Genomic DNA, 20,938 nt, shown 5'->3' on the forward strand with positions numbered 1-20,938 from the left:
TTCGTTATGGCAACATTAACTGCAAAGAACCTTGCAAAAGCCTATAAAGGCCGCCGCGTGGTAGAAGACGTCAGCCTGACCGTCAACTCCGGGGAAATTGTCGGTCTGCTGGGGCCAAACGGTGCCGGTAAGACCACCACTTTCTACATGGTTGTTGGCATTGTGCCGCGCGATGCGGGCAATATCATTATTGATGATGACGATATCAGTCTGCTGCCTCTGCATGCGCGCGCGCGCCGCGGTATCGGCTATCTGCCGCAGGAAGCCTCCATTTTTCGTCGCCTCAGCGTTTACGATAACCTGATGGCGGTACTGCAAATTCGTGACGACTTGTCTGCTGAACAACGTGAAGACCGCGCGAACGAGCTGATGGAAGAGTTTCACATCGAACACCTGCGTGACAGCATGGGGCAGTCACTCTCCGGGGGTGAACGTCGCCGTGTAGAAATTGCCCGAGCACTGGCTGCGAATCCGAAATTTATTCTGCTTGATGAACCGTTTGCCGGGGTTGACCCGATCTCGGTTATCGACATCAAACGCATCATTGAGCACTTGCGCGACAGCGGCCTGGGCGTGCTGATCACCGACCATAACGTGCGTGAAACGCTGGCGGTTTGTGAACGCGCTTATATCGTCAGTCAGGGGCATTTGATCGCCCACGGCACGCCTACAGAAATCTTACAAGACGAACATGTTAAGCGTGTATACCTTGGGGAAGACTTCAGACTCTGATAGGGTAGAAGTTTGCGACGTTTTATCAGGAGAGTACGATTCTGAACATGAAGCAAGGTTTGCAACTCAGGCTTAGCCAACAACTGGCGATGACGCCACAGCTCCAACAGGCTATTCGTCTGTTGCAGTTGTCGACGCTGGAACTTCAGCAGGAGCTACAGCAGGCGCTGGAGAGTAATCCGCTGCTTGAGCAAATCGACACTCATGAAGAAATCGACACCCGCGAAACGCAAGACAGTGAAACACTGGACACCGCCGACGCGCTCGAACAAAAAGAGATGCCGGAAGAGCTGCCGCTCGATGCCAGTTGGGACACCATTTACACCGCTGGTACACCCTCCGGCACCAGCGGTGACTACATTGACGACGAGCTGCCGGTCTATCAGGGCGAAACAACGCAGACCTTGCAAGATTACCTGATGTGGCAAGTCGAGCTGACACCGTTTTCCGACACTGACCGCGCTATTGCTACCTCTATCGTCGATGCCGTTGATGACACCGGTTATCTGACTGTTCCGCTGGAAGATATTCTCGAAAGTATGGGCGATGAAGAAATCGACATCGATGAAGTTGAAGCCGTCCTGAAGCGGATCCAACGGTTTGATCCGGTCGGCGTAGCGGCGAAAGATCTGCGTGACTGCCTGCTGATCCAACTCTCCCAATTCGATAAAACTACGCCGTGGCTGGAAGAGGCGAGACTGATCATTAGCGATCATCTCGATCTGTTAGCCAATCACGACTTCCGTACCTTAATGCGCGTCACGCGACTGAAAGAAGATGTGCTGAAAGAAGCCGTCAATCTGATCCAGTCGCTCGATCCACGCCCCGGACAGTCGATCCAGACTGGCGAACCGGAGTATGTCATTCCAGATGTACTGGTGCGTAAGCATAACGGTCACTGGATAGTAGAACTCAACAGCGACAGCATTCCGCGTCTGCAAATCAACCAGCACTACGCCTCGATGTGCAATAACGCGCGCAACGACGGTGACAGCCAGTTTATCCGCAGCAATCTGCAGGATGCCAAATGGTTGATCAAGAGTCTGGAAAGCCGTAACGATACGCTACTACGCGTGAGTCGCTGTATCGTTGAACAGCAGCAAGCCTTCTTTGAGCAAGGCGAAGAATATATGAAACCGATGGTACTGGCCGATATCGCCCAGGCTGTCGAAATGCATGAATCGACGATATCTCGCGTGACCACGCAAAAATACCTGCATAGTCCACGAGGCATTTTTGAACTGAAGTATTTCTTTTCCAGTCACGTCAATACCGAGGGCGGCGGCGAAGCTTCCTCAACGGCAATTCGTGCGCTGGTGAAGAAATTAATCGCGGCGGAAAACCCAGCGAAACCGCTAAGCGACAGCAAGTTAACCTCTTTGCTGTCAGAACAAGGTATCATGGTGGCACGCCGCACTGTTGCGAAGTACCGAGAGTCTTTATCCATTCCGCCGTCAAACCAGCGTAAACAGCTCGTTTGACCCAACCGATAAGGAAGACACTATGCAGCTCAACATTACCGGAAATAACGTCGAGATCACCGAGGCACTGCGCGAATTTGTTACTGCTAAATTTGCCAAACTTGAGCAATATTTTGACCGAATCAACCAGGTCTATGTTGTTCTGAAAGTGGAGAAAGTCACCCATACCTCAGATGCAACACTGCATGTAAACGGTGGTGAAATTCATGCCAGCGCGGAAGGTCAGGACATGTACGCTGCCATTGATGGCTTAATTGATAAGCTGGCACGCCAGTTGACCAAACATAAAGATAAACTGAAACAACACTAATTGTCCGGGCAATTAGCATGTGCATGGCGGCCTGTTGTGCGGCACAACGGGCCATTTGTACAGTTAATGCTCCGAACCTGTTCCACCGTTTGAGTGAGCAGGTTCTTAGGTGAAATTATGACAAATAATGATACAACTCTACAGCTTAGCACTGTTCTTAACAGGGAATGTACGCGAAGCCGCGTCCACTGTCAGAGCAAAAAACGCGCCCTGGAAATCATCAGCGAGCTGGCGGCGAAACAACTTAGCCTGCCGCCTCAGGTGGTTTTTGAAGCTATCCTGACGCGGGAAAAAATGGGCAGTACCGGTATCGGCAATGGTATAGCCATTCCGCATGGCAAACTGGAAGAAGATACTCTGCGCGCCGTTGGCGTTTTCGTTCAGCTCGAAACGCCCATAGCTTTCGATGCCATTGACAACCAACCGGTAGATTTACTGTTTGCGTTGCTGGTTCCAGCTGACCAAACCAAAACGCACCTGCATACTCTGTCGCTGGTAGCGAAACGTCTGGCGGATAAAACCATCTGCCGCCGTTTACGCGCAGCCCAGAGCGATGAAGAGCTGTATCAAATCATTACGGATACCGAAGGTACTCCGGATGAAGCGTAGTTATTCGGTAATGTCTCTTTTAGACGTTGTGAGGAGAAACAGTACATGGTACTGATGATCGTCAGCGGACGTTCAGGTTCAGGTAAATCTGTCGCCCTTCGTGCTCTGGAAGATATGGGTTTTTACTGCGTGGATAACCTCCCCGTAGTGTTGTTACCCGATCTGGCTCGAACTCTGGCCGATCGCGAGATTTCTGCCGCCGTCAGCATTGATGTTCGTAATATGCCGGAGTCACCAGAAATATTCGAACAGGCGATGAGTAACCTACCTGACGCTTTCTCACCGCAACTCCTGTTCCTGGATGCCGACCGTAATACCTTAATTCGTCGTTACAGTGACACGCGCCGCCTGCATCCGCTTTCCAGCAAAAACCTGTCGCTGGAAAGTGCTATCGACAAAGAAAGCGATCTACTGGAACCACTGCGTTCGCGAGCGGATCTGATTGTCGATACCTCAGAAATGTCCGTTCACGAGCTGGCAGAAATGTTGCGTACCCGTTTACTGGGTAAACGTGAACGCGAACTGACCATGGTCTTTGAGTCTTTCGGCTTCAAACACGGTATCCCTATCGATGCAGATTACGTCTTTGACGTGCGCTTCTTGCCGAACCCGCACTGGGATCCAAAACTGCGTCCGATGACAGGTCTTGATAAGCCTGTCGCCGCGTTCCTCGACCGCCACACAGAAGTACACAATTTTATTTACCAGACGCGAAGCTATCTTGAGCTATGGTTACCTATGCTGGAAACCAACAACCGTAGCTACCTGACGGTCGCCATTGGTTGTACTGGCGGGAAGCACCGTTCGGTGTATATTGCAGAGCAGTTGGCAGACTACTTCCGTTCACGCGGTAAAAACGTCCAGTCACGCCATCGTACGCTGGAAAAACGTAAACCATGACCGTCAAGCAAACTGTTGAAATCACAAACAAGCTGGGCATGCATGCCCGGCCTGCAATGAAGCTGTTTGAATTAATGCAGGGTTTTGACGCTGAAGTGCTGTTACGTAACGATGAAGGCACTGAAGCTGAAGCCAACAGCGTTATTGCGCTGCTGATGCTGGATTCTGCCAAAGGACGGCAGATTGAAGTCGAAGCGACCGGTCCACAGGAAGAGGAAGCACTGGCCGCCGTTATCGCCCTCTTTAACTCTGGTTTTGATGAAGATTAATTTTCATCACTTTGACATACAAATCCCTTCAAGCTCCCCCCGACAATAAAAAAAGCGCGTACTGAAATCGTTATTAATGACGGAAATTGTACATTTTGTGCGCTTTTCACTTTCAGAAGAACCTTAAGAAAACCTTAAGAGGCATTGTTTAGGTTTTGTTTAAGTTATTCGACCATACTGGAGATCGTCAGAAAATATTTCCAGGAGATGGTATGATTCGCTTATCTGAACAAAATCCCCTGGGCACCGGAAGACATCGGAAATGCTATGCGCATCCGGAAGATGCCCAACGCTGTATCAAGATTGTCTACCACCGTGGTGATGGTGGTGATAAAGAGATCCGCCGTGAGTTAAAGTATTACGCGCATCTTGGTCGCCGGTTAAAAGACTGGAGTGGAATACCGCGCTATCACGGTACCGTGGAGACGGATTGCGGAACGGGTTATGTCTACGATGTGATTGCCGATTTCGACGGTAAGCCCTCCGTTACGCTGACCGAATTTGCAGAACAATGCCGTTACGAAGAAGACGTTGCACAGCTGCGCCAGTTACTGAAACAGCTGAAACGTTATTTGCAGGATAACCATATCGTGACGATGTCGTTGAAGCCGCAGAATATCCTCTGTCACCGCATCAGTGAGTCAGAGGTTATCCCCGTCGTCTGCGACAACATTGGTGAAAGCACGTTGATTCCACTGGCGACCTGGTCAAAGTGGTGTTGTCAGCGAAAGCAAGAGCGGTTATGGAAACGGTTTATCGCCCAGCCGGCACTGGCTATTGCCCTACAGAAAGATCTGCAACCACGTGAGAGCAAAACGCTGGCCCTCACTTCGCGCGAAGCTTAATTCAGCTGGTGTTGTTGCATAAACGACTCACCGCCTAACTGATACATCTGCCGTAAAATCCACGCCTGACGGCTACGCACATAGCCCGATGGCGCGGAGACTTTGAAACGCAGTGGATTAGGTAATACGGCAGCCAGTAACGCAGCTTCCGACCGGGTAAGTTTGCTCGCGGGTTTGTGGAAATAACGTTGTGCCGCAGCTTCGACGCCAAACACACCGTCGCCAAATTCGGCGATATTCAGGTAAACCGTCAGGATACGCTTTTTGCTCCAGACTGTTTCTATCCCCAGCGTTAATCCGGCTTCCAACCCTTTTCGTACCCAGCTACGTCCATCCCATAAAAAGAGATTTTTGGCTGTTTGCTGAGAAATCGTTGATGCGCCGCGAATACGGTTTTCATTGCGCTCGTTGTGCGCCAGGGCTTGCTCAATGGAAGCGACATCAAAGCCCCAGTGCTCAGGAAACTTCTGATCTTCTGCGGCAATCACCGCCAGTCCCATCCACGGCGAGATTTGATCCATACTGACCCAGTCAGAATGTGCCACGTAACGAAAATTGCCATGCAGCCAGGCGCTGACTTGTCGCTCGGCCATTACCGCTGAGAAAGGAACAGGCGCAACGCTAAACAACGCGATGCCCCCGCCCCAGAAAACGGCGAGGACAACCATTAACCGTAGAAGAAAACGGCGAACGAAACTAAACACCGTTAAGCGGCTTTTACTCATTCAGTCAGAACCAGCACGCGGGAAACCAGCTTATCAATGCCGCTCGCCGCTTCTGCAATGTTCTGCGCAAGCATATATGCCGGGGTGGTGACAATCTTATTGTCTTCATCAACCACGATATCATCGACAGGACACGGCACATGCTCCGCGCCCATCTCTTCCAGCACTTCTGCGGTATCGATATCAATACCGATGGTCAAACGCAGCGGGAAATCGAAAATTTTCGGCAGCATCGCCGGGGCAATACACATAAAACCAAGCGGTTTTCCGGCCTGATGCATCGCTTGTGCCAGCGCCTTTAATTCACGGTCAACGGTGCATTCGCTACCAAGACTGGCAAAATTGCTTAAATTCTTCGCCGCGCCAAACCCCCCCGGCACAATCAACGCATCCAGTTCAGCGGCATCGGCCTGAGCCAGAGGACGGATTTCACCGCGCGTTATTCGTGCCGCTTCAATCAGCACATTGCGCGTTTCCGTCATCGCTTCGCCAGTTAAATGGTTGATAACATCAACCTGCTGCTTATCCGGTGCAAAGCAGACCGCCTGCGCACCGCTGCGTGAAATAGCTAACAACGTCAACACCGCTTCATGAATTTCAGAACCGTCATAGACGCCGCATCCGCTCAGAATTACGCCAATTTTCTTCATTGTGATCATCCTTTCGCAATTGACTGAAACACATTAATTTTTTTAATAAAAATGCTACGCATCACACATTTAACTGATTCATGTAACAAATCATTTAAGTTTTGCTATCTTAACTGCGTGCGGCCTGAAAAACAGTGCTGTGCCCTTGTAACTCATCATAATAATTTACGGCGCAGCCAAGATTTCCCTGGTGTTGGCGCAGTATTCGCGCACCCCGGTCTAGCCGGGGTCATTTTTTAGTAGCTTTTGCCACCCACGCTTTCAGTACTTCTACGTCGTGACGCCACTCTTCTTTCATCTCTTCAATCCATTCACCGACGTTATCTTCCCAGGCTGGAAGGTCAGGAGACTGAATTTGCTGACCCAGCTGTTGCAGATGGCGTAACCCCACTGACCCCGCCGCACCTTTAATTTTATGTCCTTCCTCAACAATGCCTTTTTTATCCTGCGCCGTCAGATTCGACTCCAGCACGCTGACATATCCCGGCATCATCTTCTCAAACACCGCTAACCCATCGGTGATCAACTTCGGTCCTACAAGTTCGAGATACTGTTCCAGCATGGGAATATCGAGCAATGCTTCTGATTTACTGTTCTCTTCTGTCGTCACCGTACTCTCCTCATCATCCTGGGTATCCCAGAATTTCTTGATCATCGCGGTTAGCGCCGGAACAGAAAGCGGCTTACTCAGCACATCATCCATTCCAGCATTGAGGTACTCTTGTTTGTCTTTCAGCACGTTAGCGGTTAAGGCTACCAGCGGTGGTAAATCCTCGCGCGGATATCGCTTCGTCAGTTCACGAGAGATATCCAGCCCGGTCATATCTGGCAACTGAATATCCAGCAACACCAGGTCGTATTCACCCGGTTTAAACATCTCCAGCGCCGCCTTGCCGGTCATGGCGACATCAACGCTGTTTCCTAATTTTTCCAGCACAGAACGCGCGACAATCACGTTCAGTTCAATGTCCTCTACTAGCAGCACATTCAGCGCCGGTAAAGGCATATCGTCTTCGTCAAACGCATCATCGACCTCTTCAGCCACCGATGGTGCGTGGATCGTCAACGTAAAGGTGGAACCTTTGCCCTGTTCGCTGGTAACCGTAATATCGCCGCCCATATTTTTCGCCAGACGACGAGAAACGGCCAGACCAATACCGGTGCCAGTGGCAGGTTTACCGCCATGACTGTCTTTCACCTGGTAATACATGGCGAAGATTTTATCCAGCTCATCCTGCGGAATGCCGATACCAGAGTCTTCCACTTCAAAATGCAGCATATCGCCTTCATCGTAGCGCACGCGCACGGTAACCTGGCCTTGCTGGGTGAATTTGACGGCGTTACTGATGAGATTCCACAGGATCTGCCGTAAACGCGTCCCGTCGGTAATGACCTGATGCGGTAATGGCAGCGTCGGCTCCAGATTAAAGCGCAATCCTTTCTGTTGCGCCTGCAATGCGGAGAGATTTTCCAGGTCGGCAAGGAAGCTGGTGAAATCAACCGGCTGATTATCAAGCTGGACCTTGCGCCGTTCCATCTTATCCATGTCGATAATATCGTTGAAGATATTCCCCAGCGTGACGGCAGAAACATGGATGGTTTTGAGATATTTTTCCTGCTCAGCGGTAAGTTCAGTATCCAGCAGAATGCGGCTCAGGCCGACGATACCGTTCAGCGGTGTACGCAATTCGTGACTGATGGTGGAGATAAACGTTGTTTTGTCGCGGCTGGCGCGTTCAAGTGCATCCTGATACCGCTTACGCTCGGTAATGTCGCGACCAAAACCCATTAAACCGTGACGTTTACCCACGCGGTCGTAGTACGGCACTTTACGGATTTCAAAGCAGGCTTTGCGTCCGTCGGGATAATCCAGCCACTGCTCATAGGTCAGTGACACATTATGACGGAACACTTTTTCATCGGTTTCAATGACTTTCGCAGCGGCTTCCGGTGAGTAAACATCAGCAGGTTTTAAATGAACCAGTTGTTTTTCGCTTTTTCCGGTCAGCAGCTCCATCGCGCGGTTACAGCCGGAAAACTCTTTATCTTCGTTACGATAAAAAACCAGGTCGGGTGAAGCATCAAGGAAGGAACGTAAGAATGAGGATTGCTGCTCGAGCTGAATTTGTGTCTCTTCGCGCTCTTTAATTTCAATTTTCAGTTGGCCGAAGGTTTCCTGCAGTTCTGCTTCCGCTTTTTCACGAACGGCAATTTCCTGATTTAGCTGGGCAATATTATCTTTTAACTGAACGTTGAGGCTCAAATCGCGCTCGCGCATCTCCTCCAGTTTTTGCACCAGCCGTGACAGACGTTGTCGTGACTCCTCCAGTTGCTCGACGACCACCGATAGAAAGTAGACCGCCCACGGCGTAATCAGCAAACCAAAGAAGATAGAACGAATAACATCAATGCTTTCGACCTGACCATGCAGCACCATGGTCACTGCCATTTGTACCACAATGGCAAGAACGACGAGGGCCAGCGCCAGCAACATTGAGAAGCGCACCAGACCTAACTTCATCATCAGGTCAACATAATACTGCGCCAGCAGACGAATTTGCTTCATTAGGGAATTCCTTCACGACAACCTGCCCCAATAATACCCAATTCTGACAGTTACGTTATAAATTGTGTGAGAAATGCGGAATTCCCCTCAATGGCCTACTCCGTTGGAGGTAGCCACGGACGTCCCAGCGCCGATCCCTGTACGCCATGTTCATTCAGATAGCGATCCAGCTCGACCATTCCCGTCCATCGATTTTCGCACCACAGCGGAGCAAGCAGCGTCGGGCGACGGGCGCTGGCGGAAATGCGGTGGTAGATCACTTCCGGTGGCGTATGGCGAATCATTTCTCCGGCAGTGAGCGTGTAATCGTCCAGTTCAATACCGTTCAAACGCCCCGCTTCCCAGGCTTTCGCCATAATGCTGCCTTTTACTATATGTAGCGGATGCAGCTTTATGCCGTCCACGCCGGTTTCAACCACTCGCTCCAGCGTTTGCAAACATTCAGCCTGCCCTTCTCCAGGCAGGCCGACAATTAAGTGAGAACACACCTTCAGCCCGCGCTCACGCGCCAGCTGCGTCGTGCGCTGATAGCAGGCAAAATCATGACCGCGATTGATGCGATGCAGCGTTTTGTCGTGGGCGGTTTGTAGCCCCAGCTCCAGCCACACTTCGTAGCCCTGGTCTTTATATTCGCAAAGCAGATCCAGCACCGCATCCGGCACGCAGTCCGGGCGGGTACCAACACACAAACCGACAATATTGGCCTGGCTCACCGCCTGCTGATACATAGAACGCAGCACCTGAACTTCGGCAAAGGTGCTGGTATACGCCTGAAAGTAGGCCAGATAGCGTTTAGCGCGGTTAACTAAATTCGCCTGGTGCGCCAGTTGCTCGGCAATGGAATGATGCTGCTGCGCTTCATCGGCAAACGAGGCAACATTACAGAATGTGCAGCCACCACGCCCGATGGTACCGTCACGGTTAGGGCAGCTAAAACCGCCGTGCAGCGTCAGCTTATGCACCTTTTGCCCATAACGACGGGTGAGATCACCACCAAACATATTGACTAATTTCTGTAACTGCATAATCTGATAGACCGCGCCTTGAAAAGAGGCCAAAGCCTGCCATTTTTAGCTCAATTCGGCGATGACCTGGATCAATCGTCCCAGCCTGCTTTTATCAATTGCATAATCAATCAAAATTACCGAAATTTCATGCATAATCACATAAATCACTTTTGCTTATCTTGTGTCAGATTTTTTTATCTCCTTATGGATTTTAGGCAAAAACAGTAGCATGAAACGTCATTACCAATTAAGGCAGTATAAAATGCTGGTTTTCTCATCAGTTCAAGGCAGGATAAGGGTTAACACGCCTTTATGACAGTCAGGAAATGACTGCTTCCCTAACGACGCCTCTTTTCAACTTAATTAACAAATCCTTTTTAATTTCAATGAATTAATAAAGAATTTTGCGCTAAAGCACATTTCTGTACCAATAAGCTTGCCATTTGACCTGTATCAGCTTTCCCGATAAGTTGGAAATCCGCTGGAAGCTTTCTGGATGAGCAGCCTGCTCATCATATTTATGCAGTAATTGAGATCCCCTCTTCACCGTATTAATCGATGCGAAAAGGACAACAAGGGGGCGAATGCGAGGCGCGCGTATGAAACGCAAACCCCGTCGCCACGCTCTTTCTGTGCCCGTGCGCAGCGGTTCGGAAGTGGGGTTCCCGCAGAGCCTGGGGGAGGTTCACGATATGTTGTACGATAAATCCCTTGAGAGGGATAACTGTGGTTTCGGCCTGATCGCCCACATAGAAGGCGAACCTAGCCACAAGGTAGTGCGTACTGCAATACACGCACTGGCCCGCATGCAGCACCGTGGCGCGATTCTCGCCGATGGTAAAACCGGTGACGGTTGCGGCTTGCTGTTACAAAAACCGGATCGCTTTTTTCACATTGTTGCGCAGGAGCGAGGCTGGCGTTTAGCGAAAAACTACGCCGTCGGGATGCTTTTCCTGAATAAAGATCCTGAACTCGCCGCGACCGCACGCCGCATCGTTGAAGAAGAGCTGCAACGCGAAACGTTGTCGATTGTCGGCTGGCGTGATGTCCCCACTAACGAAGGCGTGCTGGGTGAAATCGCCCTCTCCTCTCTGCCACGCATTGAGCAAATTTTTGTGAACGCCCCGGCAGGTTGGCGTCCGCGCGATATGGAGCGCCGTCTGTTTATCGCCCGCCGCCGCATTGAAAAGCGTCTCGAAGCTGACAAAGACTTCTACGTCTGTAGCCTGTCGAATCTGGTGAACATCTATAAAGGTCTGTGTATGCCGGCGGATCTGCCGCGCTTCTACCTGGATCTTGCGGACCTGCGTCTGGAATCGGCCATTTGCCTGTTCCACCAGCGCTTCTCCACTAACACCGTACCGCGCTGGCCGCTGGCACAGCCGTTCCGCTACCTGGCGCATAACGGTGAAATCAACACCATCACCGGTAACCGCCAATGGGCGCGCGCGCGTACCTATAAATTCCAGACACCGCTGATCCCTGACCTGCACGACGCCGCGCCGTTCGTCAACGAAACCGGCTCTGACTCCAGTTCCATGGATAACATGCTGGAACTGCTGCTGGCGGGCGGGATGGATATCATCCGCGCCATGCGTCTGTTAGTACCACCCGCCTGGCAGAACAACCCGGATATGGACCCGGAACTGCGTGCCTTCTTTGACTTTAACTCCATGCATATGGAGCCGTGGGATGGCCCGGCGGGCATCGTGATGTCCGATGGTCGTTTTGCTGCCTGTAACCTCGACCGTAACGGTCTGCGTCCGGCGCGCTACGTCATCACCAAAGATAAGCTCATCACCTGCGCCTCTGAAGTCGGTATCTGGGATTATCAGCCTGACGAAGTGGTCGAAAAAGGCCGCGTGGGGCCAGGCGAACTGATGGTTATCGACACCCGCAGTGGGCGTATTCTGCACTCGGCAGAAACCGATGACGATCTGAAAAGCCGCCATCCATATAAAGAGTGGATGGAGAAAAACGTCCGCCGTCTGGTACCGTTTGAAGATCTGCCCGATGAAGAAGTGGGTAGCCGCGAACTGGACGACGACACGCTTGCCAGCTACCAGAAACAGTTTAACTACAGCGCGGAAGAGCTGGACTCCGTAATTCGCGTACTGGGTGAAAACGGTCAGGAAGCGGTCGGTTCGATGGGCGACGACACCCCATTCGCCGTGCTCTCCAGTCAGCCGCGCATTATTTACGATTACTTCCGCCAGCAATTTGCCCAGGTCACCAACCCGCCAATCGACCCACTGCGTGAAGCGCATGTTATGTCGCTCGCCACCAGCATCGGGCGTGAAATGAACGTCTTCTGTGAAGCAGAGGGCCAGGCGCACCGTTTAAGTTTTAAATCGCCGATTCTGCTCTACTCCGATTTCAAACAGCTCACGACGATGAAAGAGGAGCACTACCGCGCAGATACACTGGATATCACCTTTGACGTCACTAAAACCACGCTCGAATCGACGGTCAAAGAGCTGTGCGACAAAGCCGAAAAAATGGTACGTAGCGGCACCGTGCTGCTGGTGCTCTCCGACCGGAATATCGCTAAAGATCGCCTGCCGGTTCCGGCCCCAATGGCGGTTGGCGCGATCCAGACTCGTCTGGTCGATCAAAGCCTGCGTTGCGATGCCAACATCATCGTCGAAACCGCCAGCGCCCGCGACCCGCACCACTTCGCCGTGTTGCTGGGCTTCGGCGCGACGGCTATTTATCCGTACCTGGCCTATGAAACGCTGGGCCGCCTGGTAGACACCCACGCGATTGCCAAAGATTATCGTACCGTGATGCTCAACTACCGTAACGGCATCAACAAAGGCTTGTACAAAATCATGTCCAAAATGGGCATCTCCACCATCGCGTCTTACCGCTGCTCGAAACTGTTCGAAGCGGTCGGTCTGCACGATGATGTAGTGGGCCTGTGCTTCCAGGGGGCGGTCAGCCGCATTGGTGGGGCAAGCTTTGAAGACTTCCAGCAGGATCTGCTGAATCTGTCGAAACGTGCCTGGCTGGCGCGCAAGCCCATCAGCCAGGGCGGCCTATTGAAATATGTGCACGGTGGCGAATACCACGCCTACAACCCGGACGTGGTGCGCACGCTGCAACAGGCGGTACAGAGCGGCGAGTATAGCGACTATCAGGAATACGCGAAGCTGGTTAATGAACGTCCGGCAACCACGCTGCGCGATCTGCTGGCAATTACACCGGGTGAAAACGCGGTCAACATTGCTGATGTTGAACCGGCAAGCGAACTGTTTAAACGCTTCGATACTGCTGCGATGTCTATCGGCGCGTTAAGCCCGGAAGCCCACGAGGCGCTGGCGGAAGCGATGAACAGCATCGGCGGTAACTCGAACTCCGGTGAAGGGGGTGAAGATCCGGCGCGCTACGGCACTAACAAAGTGTCGCGCATCAAGCAGGTGGCTTCTGGTCGCTTCGGCGTTACTCCGGCGTACCTGGTCAATGCTGACGTCATTCAGATTAAAGTCGCCCAGGGCGCGAAGCCGGGCGAAGGCGGTCAGTTGCCGGGCGACAAAGTCACTCCTTACATCGCCAAACTGCGCTATTCGGTGCCCGGAGTGACGCTGATCTCCCCGCCGCCGCACCACGATATCTACTCTATCGAGGACTTAGCGCAGCTCATTTTCGACCTCAAGCAGGTCAACCCGAAAGCGATGATCTCCGTGAAGCTGGTGTCCGAACCGGGCGTTGGTACCATCGCCACAGGTGTAGCGAAAGCTTATGCCGATTTAATCACCATCGCAGGCTATGACGGCGGCACTGGCGCAAGTCCGCTTTCATCGGTGAAATACGCAGGCTGCCCGTGGGAACTGGGGCTTGTTGAAACACAACAAGCGCTGGTTGCCAACGGCTTGCGTCATAAGATCCGTTTGCAGGTCGATGGCGGCCTGAAAACAGGTGTCGATATCATCAAAGCGGCGATTCTCGGCGCAGAAAGCTTCGGCTTCGGCACTGGCCCGATGGTGGCGCTCGGCTGTAAATACCTGCGAATCTGCCACCTGAACAACTGCGCCACCGGTGTAGCAACTCAGGATGACAAACTGCGTAAGAACCACTATCACGGCTTACCGTTCAAAGTGACCAACTACTTTGAATTTATCGCCCGTGAAACCCGCGAGCTGATGGCGCAACTGGGCGTAACGCGCCTGGTGGATCTGATTGGCCGTACCGACCTGCTCAAAGAGCTGGACGGTTTCACCGCCAAACAGCAGAAACTGGCGCTGTCGAAGCTGCTGGAGACTGCCGAGCCGCATCCAGGTAAGGCGCTCTACTGTACCGAAAACAACCCGCCGTTTGATAATGGCCTGCTAAACGCGCAGTTGCTGCAACAGGCAAAACCGTTTGTCGATGAGCGTCAGAGCAAAACCTTCTGGTTCGATATTCGCAACACCGACCGTTCCGTGGGTGCATCGCTTTCGGGCTATATCGCCCAGACGCACGGCGATCAGGGGCTGGCAGCCGATCCGATTAAAGCGTACTTCAACGGCACCGCAGGCCAGAGCTTCGGTGTGTGGAACGCGGGCGGCGTGGAACTGTACCTGACCGGTGATGCCAACGACTATGTCGGTAAAGGCATGGCGGGCGGCTTAATCGCCATTCGTCCTCCGGTTGGCTCAGCCTTCCGCAGCCATGAAGCAAGCATTATCGGCAATACCTGCCTGTATGGCGCGACCGGTGGTCGTCTGTATGCCGCAGGCCGCGCGGGTGAACGTTTCGGCGTGCGTAATTCCGGTGCTATCACCGTGGTAGAAGGCATTGGCGACAACGGCTGTGAATATATGACGGGCGGTATTGTCTGTATTCTGGGTAAAACCGGCGTTAACTTCGGCGCGGGCATGACCGGCGGCTTCGCTTACGTTCTCGATGAAAGCGGCGATTTCCGCAAACGCGTTAACCCGGAACTGGTCGAGGTCTTAAGCGTTGACTCCCTGGCGATCCATGAAGAGCATCTGCGTGGTCTTATCACCGAGCATGTTCAGCATACCGGTTCCCAGCGTGGTGAAGAGATTCTGGCTAACTGGTCAACCTTCGCCACGAAATTTGCGCTGGTTAAACCGAAGTCCAGTGATGTAAAAGCACTGCTGGGTCACCGTAGTCGTAGCGCAGCAGAGTTGCGCGTGCAGGCGCAGTAAGGGGTAGCAACAATGAGTCAGAATGTTTATCAATTTATCGACCTGCAGCGCGTTGATCCGCCAAAGAAACCGCTGAAGATCCGCAAAATTGAGTTTGTTGAAATTTACGAGCCGTTTTCCGAAGGCCAGGCCAAAGCGCAGGCTGACCGCTGCCTATCGTGCGGCAACCCATACTGCGAGTGGAAATGCCCGGTACACAACTACATCCCGAACTGGCTGAAGCTCGCCAACGAGGGGCGTATTTTTGAAGCGGCAGAACTGTCGCATCAGACCAATACCCTGCCGGAAGTTTGCGGACGTGTCTGCCCGCAGGACCGTCTGTGCGAAGGTTCCTGCACGCTGAACGATGAGTTTGGCGCGGTGACCATCGGCAACATTGAGCGTTATATCAATGATAAAGCGTTCGAAATGGGCTGGCGTCCGGATATGTCCGGCGTGAAGCAAACCGGTAAAAAAGTGGCGATTATCGGCGCAGGCCCGGCGGGTCTGGCGTGTGCGGATGTCCTGACGCGCAACGGCGTAAAAGCGGTCGTCTTCGACCGTCACCCGGAAATCGGCGGCCTGCTGACCTTCGGTATTCCGGCCTTCAAGCTGGAAAAAGAAGTGATGACGCGCCGCCGTGAAATATTCACCGGCATGGGTATTGAATTCAAACTCAATACCGAAGTGGGCCGCGACGTACAGCTGGACGATCTCCTGAGTGATTACGATGCCGTGTTCCTTGGCGTCGGGACTTATCAGTCAATGCGCGGCGGACTGGAAAACGAAGACGCCGATGGCGTGTACGCAGCGCTGCCGTTCCTTATCGCCAACACCAAACAGTTAATGGGCTTTGGTGAAACTCGCGAAGAACCGTTCGTCAGCATGGAAGGCAAACGCGTGGTGGTACTTGGCGGTGGCGATACCGCGATGGACTGCGTGCGTACTTCCGTGCGCCAGGGGGCAAAGCACGTTACCTGTGCCTATCGTCGTGATGAAGAGAACATGCCGGGTTCCCGCCGCGAAGTGAAAAACGCGCGGGAAGAAGGTGTTGAGTTCAAATTCAACGTCCAGCCACTGGGTATTGAAGTGAACGGCAACGGCAAAGTCAGCGGCGTGAAAATGGTGCGCACAGAAATGGGCGAACCGGATGCCAAAGGCCGTCGCCGCGCAGAGATCGTGGCAGGATCCGAACATATCGTTCCGGCAGATGTGGTGATCATGGCGTTTGGTTTCCGTCCACACAGCATGGAATGGCTGGCAAAACACAGCGTCGAGCTGGATTCGCAAGGCCGCATCATCGCCCCGGAAGGCAGCGACAACGCTTTCCAGACCAGCAACCCGAAAATCTTTGCTGGCGGCGATATCGTCCGTGGTTCCGATCTGGTCGTTACCGCAATCGCTGAAGGCCGTAAAGCGGCAGATGGGATTATGAACTGGCTGGAAGTTTAAATTGCAGCCTCCCGTGTAGCCCGCTTAAAACGGGTTACACGGGATAAAGTTATCTTTTTCCGAAAAACTACACTTTCCGCTATCCGCCATTGTTTCCTGAATTTACCGCCCGCTATACTCACTACAAATTTGCGATGGACGCGCAATACGCTGTTACGGAAAACAGTCTCCTCCTGCTTTGCTTAACGCCTCCTTGACCCCATCGATTTCCCCACGCCAATAGAGAATTGTAATGGAACTGACCGTTGAATCAGTGCAAGCCCTGGCGCCCGATGACGCCTCGGTTAAAGCGGCTCGTGGCCTGGTTGCCCCCGCAAAATGGCCGACGCTGGGATATAGCGAGACCGCGTTCTGGGGAGAATGTAAAGGCAGCGGCTCCCGCCCTTATCAGGTACGGGTCGACAGGCAGGATCTGGCCTGTAAATGTTCCTGCCCCAGCCGTAAATTCCCCTGTAAACATAGCCTTGCGTTGCTTTTGCTCCAGGTGCAACACACCGCAAGTTTCACCGCTGGCGAGCCGCCGGAATGGGTAAGCGAGTGGCTAACCTCGCGCCAGCAGCGAGCGGTTCGCAAAGAAGAAAAGAAAGAGCAGGCTGAGGCAAAAGCTGCCGACCCGCAGGCTGCCGCCAAACGGGAAGCGGCACGCAACCAAAAAATGACGGCGGGGCTGGATTTCCTCGAACAGTGGATGCACGACCTGATCCGCCACGGTCTGGCGCAGATCTCTGCACAACAGTTGCCTTTTGCCGGGATCGCCGCCCGCATGGTCGACGCTCAACTACCGGGAATTGCCGCTCGCCTGAACAATCTGACCACTCTTTTTACTACCGCCGAGGTATGGCCATCGAGCCTGTGCAAAGAACTGGGGCAGCTACAGCTGATTATTGACGCCTGGCGCCAGCAACAAATGTTATCCCCGGCACAACTTAGCGATCTCCATGCAGCATTGGGAATAACCCCGGATAAACATGACATCGCTGACGGACTAACCTGCCTTGATAACTGGCAGGTCTTAGGCCAAAGCGCGCAAGAAGAGAATAATCTGTGGCGACGCCGGGTCTGGCTGTACGGAGAAAAGAGCCACCGCACCGCGCTACTGCTGGACTATTCACACGGTGGTAAAAACTTTCCCCAGCACTTTATCACCGGGCAAGTCTGCCAGGGCGCGCTTGCCTTTTTCCCTGGCGCATCACCGCTACGGGCGCGGATTGTGGAGCCGTTTACCCGCGGTGAAAGATTCCCGCTTGCAGAATTACCCCTCCCGGACGCGCTGCATGACATGGCGCAGCGGCTTAGCGCGAATCCCTGGCAATGGCCTCTGCCGCTGCGAGTAAGCGAAATATTGATTTACCCGCACGAGAGCGGCTGGCGATTCGTCTCGACACAGGGCCAGCACTTACCGACGCACCTGTCGTCGGACGAGGGTTGGCGGTTACTGGCGGCCAGCGGCGGCGCGCCGTTTATGCTAATGGGGGAATGGGATGGTCAGCAGCTGACGCCCTGTAGCGCCTGGCTTGCCGGTAGCGTGATTTGGGCAACCGGAGGCGCACAATGAACGAATGGCAAAATTTAACCCGCACAGCGCTACTCGGCACAGACAAAAAAGCGTTCACACCGTCGGCGTCGCAAAGTGAGATTGGGCTGTTACTGTCTGAACTGGCGAATAACACATCCGCAGAGCAACAGCTACTGCGCTCGGCGGGCGTTCTGGCGCTCTGCCATCTGGCTGGCTGGGTGCCGCAGGCGATTGACCCCGCACCGCTGCCGGAAATCGATAAAGAAAATGCCGAGCCAATAAACAACCCGGCTTTTGCGGGACTGCTGCATCTGTTGCTGGCAGAAGGGCCGCCGCGTTTACTGTGGTCAGCGCTTGATCACCTGGTCCAGCGTCAGCTTCTTTCTCCGCCCCTGCTGTTACCGGCACTGCTGAATTACGGCGTACAAAATCCATCAATACGCGGCATTCTGCCCAATGTCCTCGGCGCTCGCGGGCGCTGGCTGGCGCAAATTAACGCCGACTGGCGCTATTTTCTTGCCTCCGTTGACGCTCCGCTGGATGAAGAAATGTGGCTGCACGGCACGTCCGAACAGCGTCTGCAATATCTGACGCAAATGCGCATTCGCGCCCCGGAACAGGGTCGCGATCGGCTGGCGCAGGAGATGAGTTCGCTGGATGCCCGCGAACGCGCACAGCTGCTGGCTGTGCTGGAAGTGGAGATCTCCCAACACGACGAAGCCTTTCTGGAACAGACATTATCCGATCGCAGCAAAGAGGTGCGGCAAACTGCGGCACGGTTACTGTGTTGTCTGCCGGAAAGCGCCTGGATCTCGCGCATGAAGTCTCGGTTAGCGCCGTTGCTCAGTTCATCCCCCGCTCCTGAGACCTTACTTGAAAGGCTAAAAGGCTTATCCGGCAAAGAAAAAATGCTGCACGTCGCCCTTGATGCCCCGGAGGCGTTCTTACCAGAGTGGAAGGCCGATGCGCTGGAAGAAACTAAGCCCAAAGGCGAAAAGTTGGGCCAGCGCGCATGGTGGCTGTATCAGATAGTTGCAGCGGTTCCGCTCGACTGGTGGCAAACGCAACTGCAGGCTACCCCCGTTGAACTGCTGCGCTGGGCCGGGAAAACCGACTGGCAGAAGGCGCTACTGCGCGCCTGGTATCACGCCGTACTGCGCGAAAAAAATCCGCAGTGGGCGCAGGCGTTTCTCGCCATGCTGCCCGTCGGAATGAGCATTCATCATCCTGCAGGCGTGAAGATTAACGCCTTTGAGCTTTTGCAATGTCTGCCTGTAGAAGAACACGAGCCGATGTTACGGTCATTGTTCTCAGTGGTGGGCGGCGAACATTTACATCGCTACATCAGCCTGTTACCGCTGGATGCGTCGCTCTTTAGCCTGCGCCTGAGCCAGCAAATGGTCACGGAGCTACACCGTTGGGTGAAATATGATTCCGCGCGCTTTGACTACGCCCTGCGCCATGTGATGAGTGATTTCGCCTGCCTGCTGGCCCCCGAAGTCCTCAATGATGTCATTGACAAGTGGCCGCACGACGCACAACAAACGCCTTATTGCGAGGCAGCCTTTACTGCCCTGAGCGCCGCGCTGGCGAACCGAATTCAACTTAATTCGCTTTTTGTCGGAGAAACCACTTTATGAATGCTACCGCTACTGCCGCCGTTTTACGCCGACATGCCGAACAACAATTTGCTGAAGAACTGGATGAGCTGCAAAAAAACGATACTCATCCGCGCCCGGAAAACTGGGCCATTTCTCCATGGTCCGTCGCCACCTATCTGTTGGGCGGGCAGCTGGAAAATGGCTTTGAGGTCACGCCGAAATATATCGGCAACCGGCGGATTATCGAAACCGCCGTTGCCACGCTGCCAACCGATCGCGCACTGCTGTTGTATGGCGTACCCGGCACTGCGAAATCCTGGGTATCTGAACATCTGGCGGCTGCCATCAGCGGCGACTCAACGTTAATTATTCAGGGCACCGCAGGCACCGGTGAAGAACAAATGCGTTATGGCTGGAACTACGCGGAGTTGCTCTCTAAAGGTCCGTCACGTTTGGCGCTGGTAGAAAGTCCGTTGATGCGGGCGATGGCGCGCGGGCAGATTGCACGCGTAGAAGAGCTGACGCGTATTCCTGCTGATGTTCAGGACACGCTGATCACGATCCTGTCGGAAAAAACGCTGCCTATCCCCGAACTGAATGAAGAGGTCCAGGCGACGCGCGGCTTTAACGTTATCGCCACCGCCAACAACCGGGATAAAGGCGTTAACGAGCTTTCTTCCGCGCTTAAACGTCGTTTCAACACGGTCATTTTGCCCGTACCCGCCAGCGAAGAAGAAGAGATTAACATTGTCACTCGCCGCGTCGCCGAACTGGGTCAGGCGCTGGCACTTCCTGCCAAACCGCCAGCGCTTAAAGAGATCCAGCGAGTCGTGCAAATCTTCCGCGAACTGCGAAACGGCCTGACGGTTGACGGCAAAACGAAAATTAAGTCGCCAACCAGTACTCTCAGCACCGCGGAGGCGATCTCCGTTATCAACAACGGTATGGCGCTGGCGGGCCATTTTGGCGACGGCGTGCTGCATCCGCGGGATATCGCCGCAAGCCTTATCGGCGCGGTGGTAAAAGATCCCGTGCAGGACGACGTGGTATGGCGTGAATATCTGGAAACTATCGTCAAAGAGCGCAGCGACTGGAACGATCTCTATCGCGCCTGCCGCGAAATTGTGTAATCAGCAAGGCAAC

At 53.5% G+C, this 20,938-nt stretch carries 16 protein-coding genes; 12 read left to right on the forward strand and 4 right to left on the reverse strand.

Annotated features, from left to right (window positions below):
- Nucleotides 1–6: 6 nt before the first annotated feature.
- The 7 genes from lptB to yrbL all read left to right on the forward strand — a co-directional run bounded on the left by lptB (nucleotide 7) and on the right by yrbL (nucleotide 5,146).
- Complete coding sequence (gene lptB, locus QUE74_RS20575) at nucleotides 7–732, forward strand: LPS export ABC transporter ATP-binding protein (RefSeq protein WP_000224099.1); 726 nt, start codon at nucleotides 7–9, stop codon at nucleotides 730–732.
- Between the two features lie 47 nt (nucleotides 733–779).
- Nucleotides 780–2,213: an RNA polymerase factor sigma-54 gene (gene rpoN, locus QUE74_RS20580; protein WP_000809046.1), complete on the forward strand. Its 1,434-nt coding sequence runs from the start codon at nucleotides 780–782 to the stop codon at nucleotides 2,211–2,213.
- Between the two features lie 22 nt (nucleotides 2,214–2,235).
- Nucleotides 2,236–2,523, forward strand: a complete 288-nt coding sequence (gene hpf / locus QUE74_RS20585; protein WP_001176599.1) for a ribosome hibernation promoting factor — start codon at nucleotides 2,236–2,238, stop codon at nucleotides 2,521–2,523.
- Between the two features lie 117 nt (nucleotides 2,524–2,640).
- Complete coding sequence (ptsN, locus tag QUE74_RS20590; protein WP_000183679.1) at nucleotides 2,641–3,132, forward strand: PTS IIA-like nitrogen regulatory protein PtsN; 492 nt, start codon at nucleotides 2,641–2,643, stop codon at nucleotides 3,130–3,132.
- A 45-nt stretch (nucleotides 3,133–3,177) separates the two neighbouring features.
- Nucleotides 3,178–4,032, forward strand: coding sequence for an RNase adapter RapZ (gene rapZ / locus QUE74_RS20595; protein ID WP_000243741.1), 855 nt, complete (start codon nucleotides 3,178–3,180; stop codon nucleotides 4,030–4,032).
- Nucleotides 4,029–4,301, forward strand: coding sequence for a PTS phosphocarrier protein NPr (gene npr, locus QUE74_RS20600; RefSeq protein WP_000216791.1), 273 nt, complete (start codon nucleotides 4,029–4,031; stop codon nucleotides 4,299–4,301). The genes rapZ and npr overlap by 4 nt, the downstream gene beginning before the upstream one ends.
- Before the next feature lie 212 nt (nucleotides 4,302–4,513).
- Nucleotides 4,514–5,146, forward strand: coding sequence for a PhoP regulatory network protein YrbL (gene yrbL, locus QUE74_RS20605; protein ID WP_000620388.1), 633 nt, complete (start codon nucleotides 4,514–4,516; stop codon nucleotides 5,144–5,146).
- Here yrbL and mtgA read toward each other — a convergent pair.
- From mtgA to mnmL, 4 genes are all read right to left on the reverse strand, one after another.
- Nucleotides 5,143–5,871 carry a monofunctional biosynthetic peptidoglycan transglycosylase gene (gene mtgA, locus QUE74_RS20610; protein ID WP_000047076.1) on the reverse strand — a complete coding sequence of 243 codons (729 nt, stop codon included), beginning with the start codon at nucleotides 5,869–5,871 and terminating at the stop codon, nucleotides 5,143–5,145. The two genes, yrbL and mtgA, sit on opposite strands and share 4 nt — an antisense overlap.
- Entirely contained in the window at nucleotides 5,868–6,521 is a 654-nt protein-coding gene (gene elbB / locus QUE74_RS20615; protein ID WP_001354988.1) for an isoprenoid biosynthesis glyoxalase ElbB, read from the reverse strand. The genes mtgA and elbB overlap by 4 nt, the downstream gene beginning before the upstream one ends.
- Nucleotides 6,522–6,750: 229 nt before the next feature.
- Nucleotides 6,751–9,087: an aerobic respiration two-component sensor histidine kinase ArcB gene (arcB, locus tag QUE74_RS20620; RefSeq protein ID WP_000809774.1), complete on the reverse strand. Its 2,337-nt coding sequence runs from the start codon at nucleotides 9,085–9,087 to the stop codon at nucleotides 6,751–6,753.
- Nucleotides 9,088–9,182: 95 nt separating this feature from the next.
- Nucleotides 9,183–10,112, reverse strand: coding sequence for a tRNA modification radical SAM protein MnmL/YtqA (mnmL, locus tag QUE74_RS20625; RefSeq protein WP_001354989.1), 930 nt, complete (start codon nucleotides 10,110–10,112; stop codon nucleotides 9,183–9,185).
- Between the two features lie 674 nt (nucleotides 10,113–10,786).
- Here mnmL and gltB point away from each other — a divergent pair.
- The 5 genes from gltB to QUE74_RS20650 all read left to right on the forward strand — a co-directional run bounded on the left by gltB (nucleotide 10,787) and on the right by QUE74_RS20650 (nucleotide 20,925).
- Complete coding sequence (gltB, locus tag QUE74_RS20630; protein ID WP_032193953.1) at nucleotides 10,787–15,247, forward strand: glutamate synthase large subunit; 4,461 nt, start codon at nucleotides 10,787–10,789, stop codon at nucleotides 15,245–15,247.
- A 12-nt stretch (nucleotides 15,248–15,259) separates the two neighbouring features.
- Nucleotides 15,260–16,678, forward strand: coding sequence for a glutamate synthase subunit GltD (gltD, locus tag QUE74_RS20635; protein ID WP_000081683.1), 1,419 nt, complete (start codon nucleotides 15,260–15,262; stop codon nucleotides 16,676–16,678).
- Nucleotides 16,679–16,910: 232 nt separating this feature from the next.
- Nucleotides 16,911–18,233, forward strand: a complete 1,323-nt coding sequence (locus QUE74_RS20640; RefSeq protein ID WP_000424193.1) for an SWIM zinc finger family protein — start codon at nucleotides 16,911–16,913, stop codon at nucleotides 18,231–18,233.
- Nucleotides 18,230–19,834, forward strand: coding sequence for a DUF5691 domain-containing protein (locus QUE74_RS20645; RefSeq protein ID WP_001007100.1), 1,605 nt, complete (start codon nucleotides 18,230–18,232; stop codon nucleotides 19,832–19,834). Before QUE74_RS20640 ends, QUE74_RS20645 begins: the two co-directional genes overlap by 4 nt.
- A complete protein-coding gene (locus QUE74_RS20650; RefSeq protein ID WP_000994483.1) occupies nucleotides 19,831–20,925 on the forward strand; it encodes an ATP-binding protein in 1,095 nt (364 codons plus the stop codon). Before QUE74_RS20645 ends, QUE74_RS20650 begins: the two co-directional genes overlap by 4 nt.
- Nucleotides 20,926–20,938: the final 13 nt, after the last annotated feature.

The organism is Escherichia sp. 10290 (genome assembly GCF_030295155.1).
GTDB classification, from domain to species: Bacteria; Pseudomonadota; Gammaproteobacteria; order Enterobacterales; family Enterobacteriaceae; genus Escherichia; species Escherichia coli_F.